This window comes from Acinetobacter sp. YH12249, assembly GCF_013417475.1.
Classification (GTDB): domain Bacteria; phylum Pseudomonadota; class Gammaproteobacteria; order Pseudomonadales; family Moraxellaceae; genus Acinetobacter.
Genome location: NZ_VPDX01000006.1, coordinates 23,446 through 44,032 on the forward strand (window position 1 = coordinate 23,446; position 20,587 = coordinate 44,032).

Sequence of the window (20,587 nt, forward strand, 5' to 3'; positions counted from 1 at the left end):
ATAACAAGTTAAGTAAAATTAAACAAATGCGGAAAAATATATTTACATTTTTAACGTGAAAAGTAACATTTAACCGTCTAGTATTCACCGCGTGTTGAAGATTTGAAAGCCAAACTTACAGGCGAGGAGTACTTGGTCCAATATGATTTATGATCATCAAGTGAATATGAGCGAAGTGCATGCTCCTGTTCAAGCGAACGTCATAATTCGTTCCCAATCGGGACAAAATTCCAAACGTCAGCCTCAGCGCTATACCTCTGTGTCAGCTCGTAACAAAAGCTCTGAATCTCGCAAGACTTTTAGTGCAATGAACGGCCAGCGTTTCGATATTGAAAAATTCACCAGCTACCTGCAAGGTATTACCCGCAGTACTAGTACACAGAAATGTGCACGCAGTATTCGCGTCGGTTTGCAGTCTTCAGGCGCAAAAATTGTGAATCATCCTGTTGCCGCAGCTGACTGGGGCAATACCCTCCAGCAATTAGGCTATCGAAAAATCAACCTGTCTTTTGACCGTCCGAAAAAAGGTGATATCTACATTATCGACCGGACTTCACAGCATCAGTATGGTCATATTGCAGCATATTCTGGTTCGGCCTGGGTTTCTGATTTTAAACAGAATGGCTATGCGGTCTATCGTAATTCCGATGTGAAATATACGTATTACCGTCTAGATTCATATCTTTAAATCAGACGCTGAAAATTTCAGAACTTAAAAATGAAAGTCGCGAAATGGTTCAATCTTCGAAGCGTTTCGCACGTTTATTATAAATCGACACCATAAACAGTCCAATCGCCACAAAGCCCAAGCATTGTAGACCTAGCGCTACAGTTTCCCCGATCTCACCTGTTTTGGGTAAATAACCGATCAGGCTAATTACTGCCACAATCGGAATCGCCATCGTTAAAGCACGAAAACCTTCTGCATAAGGATTTTCAGGAGAAAGCTTTAATCTGAATTCATGCAAGACGTGTATCAGCATTCCAATCGCCAGACTGATTCCAACAAATATCGGGCCCAGTTTCGCTACAGTCGATGCTATGTAAATTACGATACATACCGCAATAATAATGATGAGCTTGAGCTGACGGTTGCAGCGTTCGGAGTACCAGAACTCAAGCATGTGGTGAACCTGAATCAGACTTGTTCTGATTAAGCAAAGACAGAGGCGAAAACAGGCAGATTGTCAAAGCCATAAAGGCAATTCCCTGAGCGCCGGGCAGCAGAATTTCACCCTGTTTCATGTTCATAAAAATCAGGCTGATTAATAAGGCAATCGGAATCCAGGTCAGGACACGATAGAACAGGCCAGTCGGATTTTTTGCTGCGAAATGAATTTTGCAGTAACGACAAATCAGGAAAATAATTCCAGTACCAGCAAACATCAGGATGGCATCTAAAGGCAAAGGTTCCATCCAGTACAGACCTACGGCAATTGCAGCAATCACAACAAAGAACAGCAGTTTTTTCAGGAGCGACACCTGCGGATTAAACCAGAATTCAAGCATGATGATGTAGGAACAGAAAAGATAAAAAGCACTTTAGCATATTTTAAATATAAAAAAGCGAGGCAGATGCCTCGCAATATTCTGAGAAATTATCCGTTATTTTTCTGTGGACCCCAGTCATAAATTTTCTTTTGATAGGCATACCACAGCATCCACAGACCAATCAGGATCATTGGCAGGCTCAGGAATTGTCCTTTACTCATCCAACCAATAAATAGCTGACCATTATCCGGTTCACGGAAGAACTCGACAATAAAACGGGCCAGACCATAGCCGGTCAGGAATACCGCAGAAACTGCCATACGTGGACGTGGTTTGCTACTGAACCACCATAGTACGATAAACAGAATCAGGCCTTCACAGAGCGCCTGATACAGCTGTGAGGGATGACGTACCAGTTGCAGCGGATCGGTTGGGAAAATCATGCCCAAGGCAAAATTTGGATCAGTGACTTGACGACCATAGAGTTCACCACCAATAAAGTTACCGATCCGGCCAAACATCAGGCCTGTCGGAACGCAGGGTGCAATAAAGTCCAGCGTCTGGAACCAGGCCATCTTATATTTCTTGCACCACCATAACATCGCCAAGATTACGCCGAGGAAGCCACCGTGGAAACTCATGCCACCGGTCCAGATCTGGAACAGCCAGAGTGGATTTTCCAAAAACTGAGAAAAACCGTAGAATAAAACGTAACCGACCCGGCCACCGATGATCACACCCAAAGCCCCAAAGAAAATCAGATCCGAGACCATATCTGGTGTCCAGCCGCGTTGTTTAGCGCGATAAGTCGCCAGTCCCCAGGCAAATAAAAAAGCCAAGAGATACATCAGTCCATACCAGTGGACTTGCAAAGGCCCGAGCGAAATTGCAACGGGATCTATGTTTGGATAGGTGAGCATTCCTGTTCCTTGTGATTCTGTTTTGCACAGATTTTAGCTGAAAGCGAAGAAAAATGTTGTACATTCAATGTGTAAAGATCGAGAGCATCAATTATGTGTATTGTGGCACTGGCTTGGCGAGTTCTGGATGAAACGCCATTATGTCTGATTTCAAATCGTGATGAGTTCTATCAACGTCCAACCCAGGCATTATATGAATGGGAGAACAGTCCGATTATTGCCGGGCAGGATCTGCAGTCTGGCGGTACCTGGATGGGCGTAACTGCCTCAGGACGATGGGCAGTGATTACCAATTTTCGGGATGGGCAGGATCAGAAATCTTATCCGACTTCACGCGGTCATATTCTTCAGGATTTTCTGGAATCTGAATTAACACCAATTCGGTTTGCCCAAGAACTGGAAAAAAAGCAATGTAACTATGCAGGCTTTAACCTGTTTGTTGGTGATCGAGAGCAGGCGGTCTATATGAGCAACCGTGGTGAAGCACCGCAAGTGTTGGCGCAAGGGGTATATGTGGTTTCCAATGGCCTGATGAGTGAAGACTGGTACAAGACCCGACATTTACGCAAACGCTTTACCCAGGAATTTTTACCGATGCTGCAACAACAGGCAGTTTCGGAAGCTGATCTGTCTTATGCCGTGTGGGATATTCTGGAAGATGAACGTAAAGTGATTCCTGAACTGTTACCTGAAACAGGGATTTCGGTGGAAATGGAACATCTGCTGTCTTCGACATTTATTCAAAGCCCAGCCTATGGCACCCGCTGTTCTAATTTTTTGAGAATGACCAATGATAAATGGTGCTGGCTAGAAAAATCACAGCAGGGTGAAAATGTAGGACAGGTGATTGAAAAAATTATTCCATTGGACAAAAAACAAGGCTGACATAGGTCAGCCTTGTTTTGAAGTTGCTTGAGAATTAAGCTTGAGTCGTTTCTAAGGCTTCACCTGCAATGATTCCCCCATCTTTACGGGTAATAACCACTGTAGCCGAACGAGGGCGAGAGCCTTTGCCTGTACTGATTAAATTTGCAGGCTGGTTTGATGGCCAAGTACCACCCGGATGCTGAACATTCACAAAAATTGCTTTGTAGTCTGGTGTCATGGTCACACCCGTAATTTCACAATCTGCTGGACCGACCAAGAAACGACGTAACTTGGAGTCATCTAGTTGAGTGCCAAGTGGTGTTTTCTGAGTACCGGCACCTGCAGTAGCTGTAGCTACACTACCATCACCAATTTGACCTGGTAAAGCAGCCAGCATCATACAGTTCGTGGTATCTGTATAAGCACCATCATCGGTTTGAATCCACAGTACGCCACGTGGATCGAACCACATGCCATCTGGACTAGAGAAGTCATTGTCATCGGTCAAGCCTGACAGGTTAACCCCAGGAATCGAATCTGCTTCTGCACCAAACAGGAAAATATCCCAAGTGAAGCCAGTCGAGCTGACATCATCCTGATCTTCACGGAAGCGGATGATATGGCCGTTGATGTTACCGCGCAAGCGATTAGTCGTATCATCATCGTCCGAGTACTGACGTGGGTTGGCTGCATCAATGGCATGGCCGGTACCGCGTTGCGAGTTATTGGTTAAAGTTACATAAACTTCACCATTTTCAGGATTTACGGCAACCCATTCTGGACGGTCCATTTTGGTCGCGCCCGCTGCATCGGCAGCTAGACGTGCATGTACCAAGATATCGGCCTGATCTTTAAACTGATACTTTTCATAACTAGTAATTTTCGGGTTATTCATGGACAGTTCAAGCCATTCACCACGCGCTTCACCCGTAGCTTCATTAAAATCAAACTTGGCGACATAGAACTTACCGTGGTCCATGTATTTATCACCAGCTGCATAGCCACCATTGATATCACTTGGATTCCAATTGGTTGCTGATACAAACTTATAGATGTATTCGCCCTGAGAGTCATCACCCATATAGAATGCAAGTGGCTTACCTTCAATCGCACGGCTAACACGGCAATCTTCATGCGCAAAACGACCCAATGCGGTACGTTTTACTGGGCGACTGCGGTTATCGAATGGATCAATTTCCACGATCCAGCCAAAGGTATTGATTGTATTTCGATAATCTTCTTGAGCTGTGTTCGCTAAAGCAGCAGTGTTCCAACGGCTGAACATATCTACAGATGAAAGTGTTGGAGTTGTAATACTCTGCCAGTTATAACCACTTGCTTTATTGCTCACTTTATAGCGAGAGATGGCATGTTCAGTCATGGCGTCACGTACATCCCCAGCATCATCTTCTGTTTGACGCGCGATGTACTGATTAAAATTTTCTTCAGTGGTGAGGTAAGTACCCCACGGAGTATAACCATTACCACAATTATTAATCGTACCGCGTGTGATCAAGCCAGTTGGGCTAAATGCTGTCTGTACCAAGGCATGGTTTTTTACAGGGCCTCTAAATTCGATTTCACTTGCTGCAGTAATACGACGGTTAAATGGTGAGTCCAGATTCACACTAACAGCTTGAGTGACTGGGTCTTTTTTCAAATGAACAATTGAAACACCATGCGCGTATATTTCACGAAGCGCTTCATCTTCAGTAATATCTTTTGGATCAAAAGCATTGCCGCGAGGGTGTAGATCACCACGTTGCAAATATTCATGGTTCATGACCAACAGACCTTGATCAGATACTGTTGCATCATAATTTTGCTTAGCGGCATTCATACCGAAAAAGGTCATGCCGTCATGGTTATCACCAACACGACGCTCATATGAAATACCACTTGGAATATTGTTTTCATCCCAAACTGGCAGGCTTGAATTCAGAGGATCGCCTACAGCGTGCAAGATTTTGAAATCGTAGCCTTCAGGCACCGAAAATTGTTCTAAAGTATTTTTCTCGACTGCCTTAAATTTTAGCGAGCTTGGTTTCGCTGTTAAATCTGGTTCAGTTGATGGTGGAGTAGGATTGTCTGAGTTATTTGGTTCATCATCGTCATCACTACAACCGGTTAAAGAAGCTGCTAAAGTTAAGGCAACTGCACCACCAGCTGTTTTTTTGATCAATTCACGGCGGTTAATATTTTTTTGCAAAAGTTGAGTGAACTCTGCATTCCCCGAATTGTTGCTGTCATAATCATCATTAAAATCTAAATAATCTGTCATTTTTTCCGATCCTGGTGAAAGGCTTGCTTTTCATTAAGTCAGAAATAAATTAGACCTAAAGTATGACAAAATGGTTAAGTCTATATTTCAATAAAATTAAATAAATCAATATATTGGTTTAAATGTAAACAAAAAGACAGCCAAGGCTGCCTGAGTGAAATACATTCTTTTTGTTTTTGGGTTCTTGTTATTGTTGATCGGTTAAACGGCGTTTTTCGATCAGTTTTCCTGCCAGTAAACCCAGTTCAAACAGTAACCACATGGGGATGGCCAACATGATCATCGACAAGGCATCGGGTGGAGTCACGAACATAGCTACAAAGAAACAGCCAACGATAATAAAGCGGCGTTTTTCGACCAGCGTCTGGGTTGAAACCACTCCAATCAAGATCAGAACCAAGGTAATAATCGGGATTTCAAAGGTAAAACCAAAGACCAGAAACAGCTTTAAACAGAAGCTGAGATAACTGTTGATGTCGGTCATTGGGGCTACGGTTTCAGGCGAAACACTGATAAAAAAATGCAGAATCGAGGGCAATGCCACAAAGTATGCAAAGCTGATGCCAGTATAAAACAGCACGATACTGCCGATCAGAAGTGGTAAAGCCAGACTCTTTTCTTTGGCATACAGCGCCAGCTTAATAAAGGTCCAGAGCTGGTACAAGATGAACGGCATCGCGATCATCAGTGCCACAAAAAAGTTCAGCTTAAACGGTGCCATGAAGGTTGCCGTCACATCAGTGGCAATCATGGTCGAGCTTGCGGGTAGCTGTGCACGCAGCGGTTCAGACAGCCACTGGTAAGTCTGATTGGCAAAGGGTAATAAACAGAAAAACAGGCCAATCAGGACAGCAACTACTTTAAACAGATGCTCTCTTAATACCACCAAATGCTGGGTAATTGGCATCTCTTCAAGATTTACCACTGCAGCATCATTTGAGGCTGGTGTGGTCGGTAAGGATGTCATACAGCCACCTTCATTTCTGTATAGCGTTGTTCGGAAATCGCAGCTTGTGTTATTACCGGTTTAGGTAGATACACAGGGGATACAGGCTCTACGATCGGCTGATAGCTGACCGATACCTGAACAGGCTGAGGCTTTGCTTTTGATTTCTCAGTTGCGATCGGCTGCTGTAAATCTGCCATTTGTGCCTGCATCTTGGCTTCGAGTTGCTGAATCCGCTGCATTTCAGCCTGCATTTGTTCGCGTAGCTCAGACAGACGTAATTCACGATCAAGATCATTCTGAACATTGCTCACCATACGCTCGATCTTGCCGTACCATGTTCCCACAAAACGTACTGCCTCAGGAAGTTTCTCTGGCCCAAGGACTAAAAGCGCAATAATCCCGAAAATCAGCAGCTCGGTCATTCCGATATTGAGCATAGCGAACTCTTAACTCTTGATCGAGGTTTCAGGGGTTTTGACTTGTGCCTCGATGATGCGTGGCTCTGCTAACTTGGCCTGTTCAGCTTCTTCATCTTTGACCGATTTTTTAAAGTCTTTAATTGCGCCGCCAACATCTTTACCCAGATTTTTCAGTTTCGATGTGCCAAATAATAAAATCACCACAATTGCAAAAATCAGCACATGCCAAATTGATAATCCTGCCATTATTTTATCCTCCATATTTCATGCACCTATCTCAGCAGGCTTGTATGACAATGCAGTGACGCTTTAATGACAGTTTGCCGACACAGCATCAGTGCGATGAATAGCTCATATCAAAAAATCTACGATTCGATTAAAACCATGCTGTGCTAGCATATGGCCTGATATAGAAATCCCAGCAGTACTGTCATGGCCTTGATTCTTCCGCTCCTGTCTTTTCTGACCGGTTATTGGGGCGTGCAATATTTAAAACCGATTCGGCCTTTCTTGGCGGCTTTACTGGCCCGGGTCCTGATTCCGGTGCTGATTATTTACAACATGGTGTTCTACCAGGAAGGCAGTTTGTGGCTGATCAGCTTTAGCTTCTTTTGTTCCTGCCTGTTTTTTGCCGTATTTTATTGCATCCTTAAAAATAAACTGCGTGCCTTATGTCTGAGCTATTTAAATGGTGCATGGCTGGGGATTCCTTTTGCCTTGGCCGTTTTTGGTCCACAAGCGACCAGTACCGTGGTGGCGCTGTACATTGGTGGTTCTTTGTTTGGCAATGTCTGTGCAGTCATGGCAGTCAGTGAAGCCAGACAAGACGCGCGTTATATTTTAAAAAATGTGTTGCTCTCACCGCCAGTGGTGGCTTTGTCGATGGCAGCTTTATTGTCATTTTGGGATTTGAGTCACTGGCAACAAGTGGCTTGGGTAGAGATGCTGTATCAAGCCAATAAAGTGCTGGTGACTTTTAGTGGCATGTGTGTGCTAGGAATGTGGCTAAGCAATGTACGGATCAGCCGCTTCGATTTAATGCGCAGTCTACAACTAATTTTTAGTCGGGGATTGTTTGCGGTGTTACTGTGTGGTGCAGCTTATTTTTATTTGCCGATTCCACAGTTTACTCTAACGTATGCCGTCATGCTGATGTTCTTTTTATTACCGCCAGCAGCCAATATTGTGGCACTGGAAACCCATTATCAAGGCACAGGGCATTCAGCCAAATATATTGCTTCGGGAACCTTGGCTAGTGCGATTTTGATCGGGATCTATGGGCTAGTGTTGCATGTGCTAATGCCTGCACTCTAAGGTCCCCCTTTGGAAAAGGGGGATTGAGGAGGATTCACTAATGTTTAAATCCTTCCCTTGCGGAACCGTGTTCCTTACCCTTTTAAAAAGGGTGAAATCAAGATGGATTACTTTTCCAGACTCACTTTAAATAGCTGCATGGCCTGCCCACGGTGACTAATTTTATTTTTCTCTTCCTTGCTCATTTCTGCGCTGGAAATTCCTAGTTCTGGTAACCAGAACAATGGATCATAACCAAAGCCATTTTCACCACGGGCTGCTTCCAAGATCTCACCTTTCCAGATGCCCTGGAAGATTTGTGGTAGTGGGTCTTCGGCATGTTGAACCAAGGCCAGTACACACACAAACATCCCTTCAATCACTTCACCCTCTTGACGCAGTGGTTTCAGGTCAGTCAGTAATTTTTCATTGTTCGCAGCATCATCACCATGTTCACCCGCATAACGAGCCGAGTAGATCCCAGGTGCACCGCCCAGAACTGGTACACAAATCCCTGAATCATCAGCAATCGCAGGTTTGCCAGAAATACGTGAGGCATGACGTGCCTTGATAATGGCATTTTCAACAAAGCTCAAACCATCTTCAATCGCATCTTCGATGTTCAGCTGACCTTGAGGAATAACTTCAACTGGAAGTTTGAGTTCTGCAAACATCTTTTCAAATTCTGCAATCTTGCCTTTATTATTACTTGCCAGTACCAGTGTGCCTTGGGATAACCAGTCAGTTGAAGCCATATCAATTACTCATCTTTCAAATTACATATATGTAGTGTAGCAACTTGCTGCAGTTTTTAGGCCATAAAAAAAGCACCCGAAGGCGCTCTTTTGCAGATCCAGCTTATTGTGCCTGAATCCAACGGTCTGCACGATCACGTGCTTGACGGATCTGTTCCTGGGTCAAGTTGGCTGCCAATGCAGTTTTTTTGCCTTCAGATAAAGTAATCACTTTATTGTCCAGCATGCCGTCACGGGTAGAGAGTTCATACCACTGGTAAGCACCCATGTAGTTTTTCTTCTTTTCTTCCATCATGGCCAGATTGAAGCTGGCACGGTTATCACCACGGCTGGCTGCTTTTTCGAAGTACTGGCGAGCCAGTGTTTCATCTTTTTTGGTACCAATACCATCTGCCAGCATACGGCCAACATTCAGTTGAGCCACTGCCAGACCTTGGTCGGCAGCAGCTTTGTACCATGCAAAGGCCTGACGTTCATCTTTCTGGACGTCTTTGCCATATTGATATTTGGTTGCTAAATAAAATTGTGCACCAGGCTGACCCGCTTTAGCTGCTTTAGTCAGACTATGAATGTCCATTACTGAATATTGCGCTGCTTGGCTGGCCACAGAAGGCGTTGGTGCAACGTAATCGGCATGGGCCTGCATGCCAAAAAGTCCAGCCAGTAGCGTCGTACTTAATAATAATTTTTTCATAGAGCGCTCACTCGATAAATTGCGACTTCACCAAACAGATTTGGGAGATGTTTGCTCAGCAAACTATCTTCTTGATTCCCATTCACAGCGAGTCGATTAATAATTTTTATGTTGTTTTCCGCGCATAATGCTTCAAAGTCACGGAAGGTACATAGGTGAATGTTCGGGGTGTTATACCACATATAGGGTAAGGCTTCCGAAACCGGCATTTTCCCTTTTAATGCCAAGAAAGAACGAGTCTTCCAGTGCGCAAAGTTTGGAAAGGTAATAATGGCCTGTTTCCCTACACGCACCATGTCACGCAATAATACGTCTGGTGCATCTACAGCTTGCAAAGCCTGTGCCATCACCACATAGTCAAAAGACTGGTCAGCAAAACGGCTTAAACCGAGGTTTAAGTCCTGCTGGATGATATTTAACCCGCGACTGATCGCAATTGCAATCTTTTCTTGATCAATTTCTAATCCATATGCACGAATATTGTGCTTTTTGCTCATATGGGCCAGCAGTTCGCCATCACCACAACCGAGGTCGAGGATTCGTGAACCGGGCTTGATCCATTTCTCAGCAAGTTGTTGGTCAATACGCATTACACAGCCTCCTTCGGTGTTGATCGCAGATGTTCTTCACCGCCCAGGAAGGCGCGCAAGGATTTTACATACAGGGGAATCGGGAACAGGAAAGAGTCATGGCCTTGTTCTGCATCAATATCGACATAGCTGACCGGCTTATGATTGGTAATGAGGGCATCCACGATTTCAACAGAACGTGAAGGCGAGAAACGCCAGTCAGTCGTGAAAGAAACTACCAGGAACTTACATTTGGTTTGCGCCATTGCTTTGACCAGTGACTGCTGATATTCACGTGAAGGATCGAAATAATCCAGTGCTTTGGTCATGATCAGATAAGTATTGGCATCAAAGTTACGGCTAAACTGTTCACCCTGGTAACGCAGATAGCTTTCGACCTGGAATTCTACATCGAAGCCATACATGAATTTGCCAGATTTTAAATCACGGCCAAATTTCTGCTTCATGGCTTCTTCAGACAGATAGGTAATATGACCAACCATCCGTGCCAGAATCAGGCCTCGTTTTGGATAGCTGTCATTTTCCAGATAACGGCCATGATGGAAGTCCGGATCTGACAGAATCGACTGACGCGCGACTTCGTTAAAGGCAATATTTTGTGCAGACAGTTTCGGTGCACTAGCAATAATCACGCATTTTTGCAGACGGTCCGGATAATCTACGGACCATTGCAAGGCCTGCATGCCCCCGAGTGAGCCGCCAATGATGGAATACCACACATCAATCCCCAGACGGTCAGACAGCATCGCCTGTGTTTTTACCCAGTCACGCACAGTGACCAGCGGAAAGTCTGGACCATATGGACGGTTATCATTTTCGGGATTAGGAGAGGTAGGACCAGTAGAACCATTACAACCGCCGATATTATTCAGCGCCACCACAAAGAATTTATTGGTATCGATTGCCTTGCCCGGGCCAATACAGGCATCCCACCAGCCTGGTTTTTTATCATCTTCATGATGATAACCGGCAGCATGGTGATGGCCAGACAGGGCATGGCAGATCAAAATGGCATTGGACTTATCGGCATTCAGTTCGCCATAAGTTTCTACCATCAGTTCAAAACGTGGGAGGATGCGACCGCATTCAAGCTCTAACGGCTGTTCGAATTGGAACTTTTGCGGGACAACAAGGCCCACTGAGTCAGCTGGAAAAGACACGGGAATGATTCGCCTTAAATCTTTAGTATGAATAAATAAAAGGATACCATTTGCAGATATCCTTCTAAAGTCTTTTTAGTGCTATGAATTATCGCTAATTCTAATACCGTGTCTAGACGGCAGCAGCAATCACCTGTTCAGTGCTTAACACACCTTGGTCAATCAGGCGGTTAGTACATGCGATAATCGCTTCAATTGAAGAGGTCACGATGTTGTCATGCACACCTGCACCAAAGGCTGATTTACCAGTACCTTTCACTTGAAGTTCAACCAATGCCAAGGCTTTAGCATGGGCACCAGAACTGATGCTACGTTCTTCATAGTTCAAGACATCGATTGGTAATTGTAAGGCATCCAAGATCGCAGAGATCGGACCGTTACCTTCACCACGTAAGTGCTGAGTTTCACCGTTTACTTCAATATCCAGCTCAATCACCTGATTGCCATTTTCATCTGACAATTTGTAGTTTTTCGCAGAATAATGAGCATCTTTCGCAGCTACATAAGTTTCTTTGAACAAGCTCCAGATCGCTTGTGCTGAAATCTCAGTACCATCTTCATCAGTTTTTTGCTGCACGATTTGCGAGAATTCGATCTGTAAACGACGTGGCAAGGTCACGTTGTAGTTCGATTCTAACAAGTATGCGATACCGCCTTTACCAGACTGTGAGTTCACGCGAATTACAGCGTCATAGTCACGGCCCAAGTCTTTTGGATCGATCGGCAAGTACGGCATATCCCAGATTTCTTCGTTTTTCTGGAATTCGAAACCTTTTTTGATGGCATCCTGGTGCGAACCAGAGAAGGCAGTGAAGACCAAGTCACCCGCATATGGATGACGTGGGTGTACAGGCAAGCCCGTACATTCTTCAACAGTCGCAATGATTTCGTTGATGTTCGAGAAATCCAAGTTTGGTGCAACACCCTGGGTATACATGTTCAAGGCAATTGCCGCTACGTCCACATTACCGGTACGTTCACCATTGCCGAATACACAACCTTCGACACGATCAGCACCCGCCATAATCGCCAATTCAGACGCTGCGATACCACAGCCACGGTCATTATGACAGTGAACTGAAATGATCACGCCGTCGCGACGCTCAATGTTGCGGTGCATCCATTCCACCTGGTCGGCATACACGTTTGGTGTAGATACTTCGACAGTAGCCGGCAAGTTCAAGATGACTTTGTTTTCAGGAGAAGCTTCCCAGATTTCAGTCACAGCGTCGCAAACGTCTTTCGCGACTTCCAATTCGGTTGCAGAGAAACATTCAGGGCTGTACTGGAAGATAAATTCAGTTTCAGGCTGTTTTGCTGCGTATTCTTTCACTTTTTGCGCTGCATTTATCGCTAACTGTTTTGCACCTTCAACGTCTACGTTCAACACTTTTTGACGGAAGGTTGGAGAGTTAGAGTTGTAGATATGCACGATTGCGCGTTTCGCACCTTGTAAAGATTCAAAAGTACGTGCAATTAAATGGTCACGTGCCTGAACCAATACTTCGATGTAGACGTCATCCGGAATATGACCTTCTTCAATCAATTTACGAGTGAAGTCGAAATCAATTTGAGATGCAGACGGGAAGCCGATTTCAATATGTTTGAAACCGATTTTCACCAACATCTGGAACATTTTGAACTTCTGCTCGATGTTCATTGGCTCAAAGATCGCCTGGTTACCATCACGCAGGTCAGTACTCATCCAGATTGGCGCTTTAGTGATTTCATTGTTCGGCCATTGACGGTCTGGTAAGTCCACACGTTGATACATGCGACGGTATTTTTTACTTGGATCAGCCAACATCATGAGAGAGCTCCTTAGGTAGCCTGGCAGACTCGCTTGGTGCAGCAGTTGCTCAGTCTACAGTATAGATTTTGTCTATATATTCGTTTACAGGCAGGTGTGGGTAAATAAGATCAATCCTGTATTTTTTAAAGTCTTGATCATCAGGATCGACCAGACACCTGCATGGTGAACCTATAAGATTAATTTTAGTCCAGAAAACGTGAAAAGTTTTTGCTTTTTCTATGGATTTTAGTCGTATCTTAAAAAAGATTTTCTTATAAAGTTATTAATTGGGAAAATATTTCTTTGATCTATTTTAATTTTGTTGGATTTTTCTGTGATTAAGCAATATGGCTAAAATATTTCTTTATATGATAACTTTATTGAGAAGTTTTGAACAATCTATATATGAGATTATTCTGGTGAAAAAATAAGGAATAGCCTGATGAATTCAGACTATCCCTGAATCTGATGATAATTGGCTAGCTCAGTATTTAAAATGTAGGCCTAATACAGCACTGAGACCTTCGGCTTCAGTTGCATAGTGGGAAGAATAGGCTTTGGTAAAATAACGTGTGTCGGACAGGTTATTCACATTTAGCTGTAGATCTACATTTGAATTGATCTGATAACGCGCCATGGCATCGTAACGGACATAACCTGGCACGAATTTGGTATTGGTAGCATTGCCATACACTTTGTCCATTGCCACCGCACCGGCACCCAGTGTCAGCTGAGGCATGACCTGATAGGTTGTCCATAAGGTTGCACTGTTTTCCGGTACGTTCTGCACCTGATTACCATCATTAGTAGCAGTACCATCGTCAACAATTTCACTGTCCAGATAAGTGTAGCCTGCAGAAATTGCCCACTTGTCAGTGACATTTCCATTGATACCTAGCTCAATTCCATCAACACGAGTCTCTCCAATATTACGGGTAGTACCATCAGCATCGGTTGAACGGGTATTGGTTTTTTCAGTACGGAAAATGGCGGCGGTCAAATTGAGTTTGTCTTCCAGAATGTCCCATTTAGTCCCCAGTTCCATGGTACGGACTTTTTCCGGTTTTAAATTTTCAATAGCTACAGTAATACTTTCGGAACCATCACCGCCATCGATGCCAACAGGATTTGAGGAAGTGGCATAGCTGATATAAATACTGCCATTTTCTCTTGGCTTAAAGACCAGACCAGCCTGATAGTTAATAAAGTCATCTTCATTTTCAAGGGTGAGTTGATCGCCTGGAACGGCTGTAATTGGCGTATTGTTAGCACCTGTCACCGCATTATTGAATCGTCCATAGGTCAATGTTTGCTGGGTCTTATAGTCATCCCAGCGCACTCCCAGATCCACAATCCATTGCGGATGCAGTTCGATGCTGTCCAGTAAGTAGATCGATTTGGATTTGGTCTCAATATGATAACTGTCTGCACCATCCGTACTAATCGTTCCCGTCCAGGTACTCCGATTTGGATTGTCTACAGAAGTACACCAACCTAAGACAATATTGGCAGGAGTGCCACAGGCTGCATAGGAACTGCCAGTCGCATTCAGACCGTTAATAATATATTGAGTACGCTCAGTATCCTGATCCGAATATTCTGCACCCAGATTAAAGCTATGCTGGATGATACCGGTGTTGAATTTACCGGTTAAAGCCAGCAAATCAGTAAAGGTATCGGTATCTGCGATACGTGAATTGGCCCGAGCCCAGACATTACCATTTAAAATGAAGTTTCCGCGTGAATCATCAGGATTGGTCCAGAGGTAGTCATTTTTAGAACGGCTAAATACCGCCGTATTGCTGAGGGTTAAATTGTCATTTAGATCATGTTCCAGCTTGAGGGTGCCAATCTGGTTTTCCTGTTTCTGGAAATCACGATCTTTCCAGCCATAATACTGCCCTTGTTTGACGTTAATCGGTTTACCATTGCCATTTAATGGCCGGTTATCAGGGTTATTTCCAGTAGGCGCCCCAAACGGATTGTTATAGGGAATGCCTGAGTCTGGAATATCATCAGTTTTTAGATAGTAATAACTTAAAGTTCCACGGGTTGCGCTGTCCAGGCCAAAACTGAAGCTGGGTGCAATACCAGCACGTTTATATTCAGCACCGTCATGTTGACCCGCTTTTTCATTCTGGTGGCCCATGACCGCGATACGAGCCGCCATGCCATTGCCGAAGTCCTTGTTAGCATCCAGAGTGATACGTGCATACATATCTGTACCACCCGCAACAGAGCCTTCCAGCGCATCTCCCTTTTTCGCCACTTTGGAGATCATATTAATACTGCCACCCGTAGTGCCCGCACCGCCCATGGCAGAAGCAGAACCTTTGGTAACTTCGACCTGCTCAATGGCAAACATTTCCCGGTTTTGTGAAGTCGAATTTCGTACGCCATCGACGTACATCGAACTTTCCGAGTTATAGCCTCGAATAAAAGGCCGGTCCCCATTCGGATTGCCGCCTTCACCTGCGCCTAAAGTAATACCTGGTACGGTACGCAAAGCATCAGCCAGCGTAGTGACCTGCGTATCTTCAATCAGTTGTTGGGGAATCACGACCACAGATTTTGGCGTGTCCAGGAGTGGCGCAACAAACTTGCTATTGGCTGACTGATCGACTTTTAGACCCGGCACGGGTTCAGCTTGTACTTCCTGATGAATGGTCTCAAGCTGCACCACATTTTCCTGTGCAATCGTGTGTGCAGATGCAAAAGAAAGGGAAGAAACGATGGCTGAAGAAACTATTTTTTTACGAGATTTTATATAGCTCATAATCATTCTTTTTTATTTTTAAGTTTGGATTCGCAAATAATAATTATTATTGTTATCGTTGCTATCCTTCTTGCATTGATATTGGCAATGAACAAAATTTAATCAATTTAAAAAATAGATAGACTAGAGTGCGAACTGAGAATTAAAACCATGTTTTTAATATAGATTGATTAAATATGGATCTTATTTGGTTTTTATTGATAATAGCTATTGATAGATAAAGCTATGTTGAATTGCCTTTAAAGACGCTTCAAGGAGTTAAGGGTAAGATATTTAACTAATTTATTTTTCATTTTTATTTTCAATTAAATCCTAATTAATCAATTCCCCTAAATAGACAGCTCGGTTGAATATCTGCCACGGTCGCTGTTCCCATTAAGGCCATGGTAATCTCAAATTCTTCTTTCAGGATTTTGATCACATGCGCTACGCCCAAAGCTCCGGCAGTCGCCAGACCATAAATATAAGGACGGCCAATCAGGACAGCAGAAGCACCTAGGGCAATTGCCTTGAATACATCCGATCCACGACGGATGCCGCCATCATAGAGCAGAGGAAAATCTGCTGGCACCACCTTTTTAATCAGCTGCAAGGCAATGAGAGGAGAAATGCAGGTATCCAGCACGCGACCGCCATGATTGGAAATGATCAGGCCTTTTACCCCATGCTGAATCGCCAGCTGGGCATCCTGAGGATGCACAATGCCTTTCAGAATCACAGGTAAGTGAGTCTGCTGTACCATCCAGGCAATATCTTCCCAAGTTGGGGCAATTTTCATTAGTCCGTTAAAGACAGGATGATCACCTTCCTTTAATTCTGGTAAGGGAATATGCGTAGGCGTATGCGGATGTTGCATGCCTTCCGGTAAATGAAAAAACGCACGACGTTCACGATCGCGGATGCCAGTATGTGGTGAATCTACCGTAATCACTAGCGCCGTATAATGGTGTGCTTCAGCCATTTTGACCAAAGCTAAAGATTTTTCCCGATTCCCTTGCCAGTAAAGCTGAAACCATTTGTGTGGATTGTCCTGCTTTAATGCGCGCATATCCGTATTGGTAAACGTACTGAGAATCATATTGCTGCCCATCACTTCTGCAGCGAGGGCAGAAGCGGCTTCGGCTTCAGGATGAAACTGCTGCTGGTGTCCAATTGGTGCCAAAAAAATTGGATACGGAAATTTTTGTCCGAATATTTCGATTTCAGTGTTGCCTTGGGTCAGATCTTTCAGCATACGCGGCAGAAGCTGAATATCCTGAAACTGCTGTAAATTATCCCGGACACTGATTTCGTCCATGGAGCCGCCTTGCAGATAGTTCCAAACCATGCTGGACAGATGTTTCTCGGCTTCGACCTCATAATCGGCGATGGTTTGTAGGTAGGCCGGGATCTGGGTTAATGGCGCCATTGGTTCACGTGACATTATAAATCACCCCACTGACGAATCAGGTTGTGATAATGATGGGTGAGCTGCAGGACTTCTTCAGTATCGCCAATCTGCTGGCGTAGCTTGATAATGGTCATATCCAGATCAAACAGCATGCTGCGTTTGGCATCTTCACGAACCATACTCTGAATCCAGGTCACAGCCGCAATACGTTTACCTTGAGTCACCGGTTCAACCCGATGCAGGCTGGTCGATGGATAAACAATCACATCACCCGCATCCAGTTTCACTTCATGGCAGCCATACTGGTCTTCAACGACCAGCTCGCCACCTTCATATTCATCGATTTCAGATAAAAATAAAGTCAGTGACACATCAGTACGAATGGGCTGTCCAAGTAGGGGAGAATAATGAATGGCATTATCCACATGATTGCCATAGGTGCCTGAATCCTGATAACAGTTAAACAGGGGCGGCAGGATATGTTTCGGCAGGGCAGCAGAGGTAATTAAATGATGACTTTTAAGCGCCTGTAAAATGATAGGGCTAATCTGCTGATACAGGACAGAAGAAGAATCCAGTTGTAGGTTCTTTTTGATTTTCTGTGCCTGACTCCCGGCACTGAGTTGCCCATTCATCCAGTGTTCTGAACGATCTAAATGCTGTCTCAGTTCGGCAACTTGTGCTTTGCTTAATACTGCCGGGATATGTAACATCATTTTAAAAACATTCCTGCAATTGAAAATATCGTGCATTCAAGAGAATACACGATATTGATAGATAGAGATAAAAGCTAAATTAAAATTTATAGTTCAGGGTTAAGGCTGCTGAACGTGGTTGACCCAAGATCACACGGCCACCTCCATTATTCAGCGTGCTGATGTACTCTTTGTCTGCCAGATTATAAACATTCAGGTTTAAAGAAGTCTGGTCGTTGAAGGTATACCCGGCCATAGCATCAAATACCACATAGCTTGGAATACTTGGCATATTCGCTGCTGCAGTACTATCGGTAATCACACGTTTTTGCTCATCCACATAACGTGCGCCCAAGCCCAGTTTTAAACCAGCAATGTTATAGGTCGTCCATAAAGAAGCGGTCCATTCAGGTGACCAACGTACACTATTGGTCTGGGTCACTACACCCGTGTTGGAGTTGACACTGAACTGGTCTTTTTGCTCGGTTTTCATATGGGCAACACCTGCTGAAATATTCCAGGCATCAGTAATTTTACCAACAGCGCCCAATTCGATTCCTTTAACTGTAGTTTTACCTTCCTGAACAGACTCTCGGGTAATCGGATCTTGGGTAAACTGGTTTTCATTTTCGGTGTAGTATGCAGCAGCATTTAAAGCCAGATCGCCATCCAGCAAGTCCCATTTGGTGCCAATTTCATAATGATGAGTTTCTTGAGGGGCTGCAGCCGAGCTGTTAATTCCTGTGGTTGAAAGGCTAAAGTTACTGCTACCCGGCGGTGTCAGGGATTTGGCATAAGATGCATAGACACTGCTGTAGGCAGTTGGCTTATATAAACCACCGAGCTTCCAGCTGAATAAAGTGTCATGGGCTTTTAAATCTGTTTTGGTTTCAGTCACTGCTAGTGTCGTACTGTCGGTTGAGTAACCCAGCGCATCGTAATTAGTATCGTAATAATCGACACGGACGCCACCATTAAGTTGAAAACGTTCACCAAACTTGAGCGTATCAAAAAGATAAGCAGCCGCCGTCTGGGTTTCACCATCCGAATAAGCGCCCGTATACACAGGATCAGGCAGATTCTGGTGACGGTCAGGATTGTATAGATTCGCGGGTGGTGTGGTGTTGCTTGGCTGTCCCGGCATTTGTGTGGCCAGTGTTCTGGAATGTTGCTGCTCTTTTAATAGTTCTACACCAGCGACCAGATCATGCTCCACTGAACCGGTTTTGACATTCCAGTTCACCGTGCTCTGATTAGCCAGAATTTTATTTTCCTGATCCACACCCTGGCGTGAACGGCTTACTGTCCAGTCTTGAGGATGGGTAGAGTCATTTCTTGAAAGGCTATTAATCCCCGTCAAAGTACGCTGCATATGGGTATTGCCCAGACGGGTAATATTGGTAAATTTCAGATTTTCAGACCAGTCACTTTCGATTTTGGCTGTATACATGTCAGCATCAACATCTTCATGGTCATCGGTATGGCCATAATAATTTTCACGGTCTACTTTAGGTGCACTGGCAATCAGTGGGTCAGCATTCCAGAAACCTTTCATGCCAATCGTTGGAATACCGCCATCCGGAATGTTACGTTGGCGGATATGCTGGGAATAAAGATACAGGCGAGTATCACTATCCAGACCAAAGGCGATAGAAGGGGCAACAGCCCAGCCTTGATTCTGGATAAAGTCGCGGCCTTCTACACCGCCATCTTGACCCATTGCATTTAAACGGACAGCAACGCTGTCATTGATCGCCTGATTAATGTCAGTGGCAAGACGCGTATGTTCAGCCGTATTGTAGGTGGCAGAGACTTCACGACTGTTTTCCAAATGAGGCAATTTGCTGACCAGATTCACATAACCAGATGCCGTACCACGCCCACCTTCGGCACCCGCAGGGCCTTTTACGACTTCCACCTGTTCCAGGTTAAACACATCACGACTTACAGCGCCGAGGTCACGAATGCCATCCAGATAGGTGGAGCTTTGAGTTGAAAAGCCGCGCATCTGGAAGGCATCGCCAGCACTGGTATTACCATTTTCACCGAGTTGTAGGGTAATTCCTGGCGTATTACGTAAGGCTTCAACCAGGGTGGTTGCACCTTGTTCTTTTAATAAGTTCTTGTTGATAATCGAAACGGTTTGAGGCGTATCTACTAAAGCTTGGCTAGATTTAGCAGAACTTAATTGATCCATTTTATATTCATTTGCAGTTTTATTCTTAACTGTAATTTCTGGAAGCTGAATAACGCTTTCATTGGTGATGTTATCTGCATGAGTGATCAGTGGCAAAGTTGCAGCAAGTGCGACCAATGAAGTCTTGTAATGATGTTTTCGGCTTTTGATATGCGCCATGTGACAGAATTCCTGAATTGAATAATATTTCCCTTACCACCTTGATATGCTCGAGTTCATCAAATAGCAGCAATTATGGAGTTATTGTTATGGCCTTTAACAATTTTGCGAATTGTAGTGATAATAATTATCATTAACAATATTTAATTAAATCATTCT

At 44.3% G+C, this 20,587-nt stretch carries 19 protein-coding genes; 3 read left to right on the forward strand and 16 right to left on the reverse strand.

Features of this window, described 5'->3' with window-relative positions; all coding sequences use genetic code 11:
- Positions 1-142: 142 nt before the first annotated feature.
- Positions 143-688: a CHAP domain-containing protein gene (locus tag FTV25_RS04950; RefSeq protein ID WP_166136276.1), complete on the forward strand. Its 546-nt coding sequence runs from the start codon at positions 143-145 to the stop codon at positions 686-688.
- A 49-nt stretch (positions 689-737) separates the two neighbouring features.
- Here the strand turns inward: FTV25_RS04950 and FTV25_RS04955 are convergent, their stop codons facing one another.
- From FTV25_RS04955 to lgt, 3 genes are all read right to left on the reverse strand, one after another.
- Positions 738-1,124: a hypothetical protein gene (locus FTV25_RS04955; RefSeq protein WP_180002392.1), complete on the reverse strand. Its 387-nt coding sequence runs from the start codon at positions 1,122-1,124 to the stop codon at positions 738-740.
- A complete protein-coding gene (locus FTV25_RS04960) occupies positions 1,117-1,509 on the reverse strand; it encodes a hypothetical protein (RefSeq protein WP_034169880.1) in 393 nt (130 codons plus the stop codon). The genes FTV25_RS04955 and FTV25_RS04960 overlap by 8 nt, the downstream gene beginning before the upstream one ends.
- Before the next feature lie 89 nt (positions 1,510-1,598).
- Positions 1,599-2,411, reverse strand: coding sequence for a prolipoprotein diacylglyceryl transferase (lgt, locus tag FTV25_RS04965; protein WP_159123609.1), 813 nt, complete (start codon positions 2,409-2,411; stop codon positions 1,599-1,601).
- 93 nt (positions 2,412-2,504) lie between these two features.
- On the opposite strand from lgt, the gene FTV25_RS04970 reads away from it, so the two are divergent.
- Complete coding sequence (locus tag FTV25_RS04970) at positions 2,505-3,296, forward strand: NRDE family protein (RefSeq protein WP_159123608.1); 792 nt, start codon at positions 2,505-2,507, stop codon at positions 3,294-3,296.
- Between the two features lie 34 nt (positions 3,297-3,330).
- Here FTV25_RS04970 and FTV25_RS04975 read toward each other — a convergent pair whose 3' ends face one another.
- From FTV25_RS04975 to FTV25_RS04990, 4 genes are all read right to left on the reverse strand, one after another.
- Positions 3,331-5,559 (reverse strand): PhoX family phosphatase, encoded by a 2,229-nt coding sequence (locus tag FTV25_RS04975; protein WP_159123607.1) that lies wholly within the window; start codon positions 5,557-5,559, stop codon positions 3,331-3,333.
- 187 nt (positions 5,560-5,746) lie between these two features.
- A complete protein-coding gene (gene tatC, locus FTV25_RS04980; protein ID WP_180002391.1) occupies positions 5,747-6,526 on the reverse strand; it encodes a twin-arginine translocase subunit TatC in 780 nt (259 codons plus the stop codon).
- On the reverse strand, positions 6,523-6,945 hold the full coding sequence (gene tatB / locus FTV25_RS04985; protein ID WP_180002390.1) for a Sec-independent protein translocase protein TatB: 423 nt from the start codon (positions 6,943-6,945) through the stop codon (positions 6,523-6,525). Before tatB ends, tatC begins: the two co-directional genes overlap by 4 nt.
- Positions 6,946-6,954: 9 nt before the next feature.
- Entirely contained in the window at positions 6,955-7,173 is a 219-nt protein-coding gene (locus tag FTV25_RS04990; RefSeq protein WP_159123604.1) for a Sec-independent protein translocase subunit TatA, read from the reverse strand.
- Positions 7,174-7,359: 186 nt separating this feature from the next.
- Between FTV25_RS04990 and FTV25_RS04995 the strand changes: the two genes are divergently transcribed.
- On the forward strand, positions 7,360-8,241 hold the full coding sequence (locus FTV25_RS04995; RefSeq protein ID WP_180002389.1) for a permease: 882 nt from the start codon (positions 7,360-7,362) through the stop codon (positions 8,239-8,241).
- Positions 8,242-8,348: 107 nt separating this feature from the next.
- Here the strand turns inward: FTV25_RS04995 and rdgB are convergent, their stop codons facing one another.
- The 9 genes from rdgB to FTV25_RS05040 all read right to left on the reverse strand — a co-directional run bounded on the left by rdgB (position 8,349) and on the right by FTV25_RS05040 (position 20,428).
- Positions 8,349-8,975, reverse strand: coding sequence for an RdgB/HAM1 family non-canonical purine NTP pyrophosphatase (gene rdgB / locus FTV25_RS05000; RefSeq protein ID WP_180002388.1), 627 nt, complete (start codon positions 8,973-8,975; stop codon positions 8,349-8,351).
- Between the two features lie 103 nt (positions 8,976-9,078).
- Positions 9,079-9,669: a tetratricopeptide repeat protein gene (locus FTV25_RS05005; RefSeq protein ID WP_218945549.1), complete on the reverse strand. Its 591-nt coding sequence runs from the start codon at positions 9,667-9,669 to the stop codon at positions 9,079-9,081.
- Positions 9,666-10,259: a methionine biosynthesis protein MetW gene (gene metW, locus FTV25_RS05010; protein WP_004781976.1), complete on the reverse strand. Its 594-nt coding sequence runs from the start codon at positions 10,257-10,259 to the stop codon at positions 9,666-9,668. Before metW ends, FTV25_RS05005 begins: the two co-directional genes overlap by 4 nt.
- Entirely contained in the window at positions 10,259-11,419 is a 1,161-nt protein-coding gene (locus FTV25_RS05015) for a homoserine O-acetyltransferase (RefSeq protein ID WP_034704397.1), read from the reverse strand. The genes metW and FTV25_RS05015 overlap by 1 nt, the downstream gene beginning before the upstream one ends.
- A gap of 112 nt (positions 11,420-11,531) precedes the next feature.
- The gene (leuA, locus tag FTV25_RS05020; protein WP_180002387.1) at positions 11,532-13,229 is read right to left on the reverse strand and encodes a 2-isopropylmalate synthase; all 1,698 of its coding nucleotides are present in this window, start codon (positions 13,227-13,229) and stop codon (positions 11,532-11,534) included.
- Between the two features lie 466 nt (positions 13,230-13,695).
- Positions 13,696-15,987 carry a TonB-dependent siderophore receptor gene (locus FTV25_RS05025; RefSeq protein ID WP_180002386.1) on the reverse strand — a complete coding sequence of 764 codons (2,292 nt, stop codon included), beginning with the start codon at positions 15,985-15,987 and terminating at the stop codon, positions 13,696-13,698.
- 316 nt (positions 15,988-16,303) lie between these two features.
- Complete coding sequence (locus tag FTV25_RS05030) at positions 16,304-17,410, reverse strand: alpha-hydroxy acid oxidase (RefSeq protein WP_180002385.1); 1,107 nt, start codon at positions 17,408-17,410, stop codon at positions 16,304-16,306.
- Positions 17,410-18,093: a Fe2+-dependent dioxygenase gene (locus FTV25_RS05035; protein WP_180002384.1), complete on the reverse strand. Its 684-nt coding sequence runs from the start codon at positions 18,091-18,093 to the stop codon at positions 17,410-17,412. The genes FTV25_RS05030 and FTV25_RS05035 overlap by 1 nt, the downstream gene beginning before the upstream one ends.
- A 79-nt stretch (positions 18,094-18,172) precedes the next feature.
- Positions 18,173-20,428: a catecholate siderophore receptor Fiu gene (locus FTV25_RS05040; protein WP_180002383.1), complete on the reverse strand. Its 2,256-nt coding sequence runs from the start codon at positions 20,426-20,428 to the stop codon at positions 18,173-18,175.
- Positions 20,429-20,587: the final 159 nt, after the last annotated feature.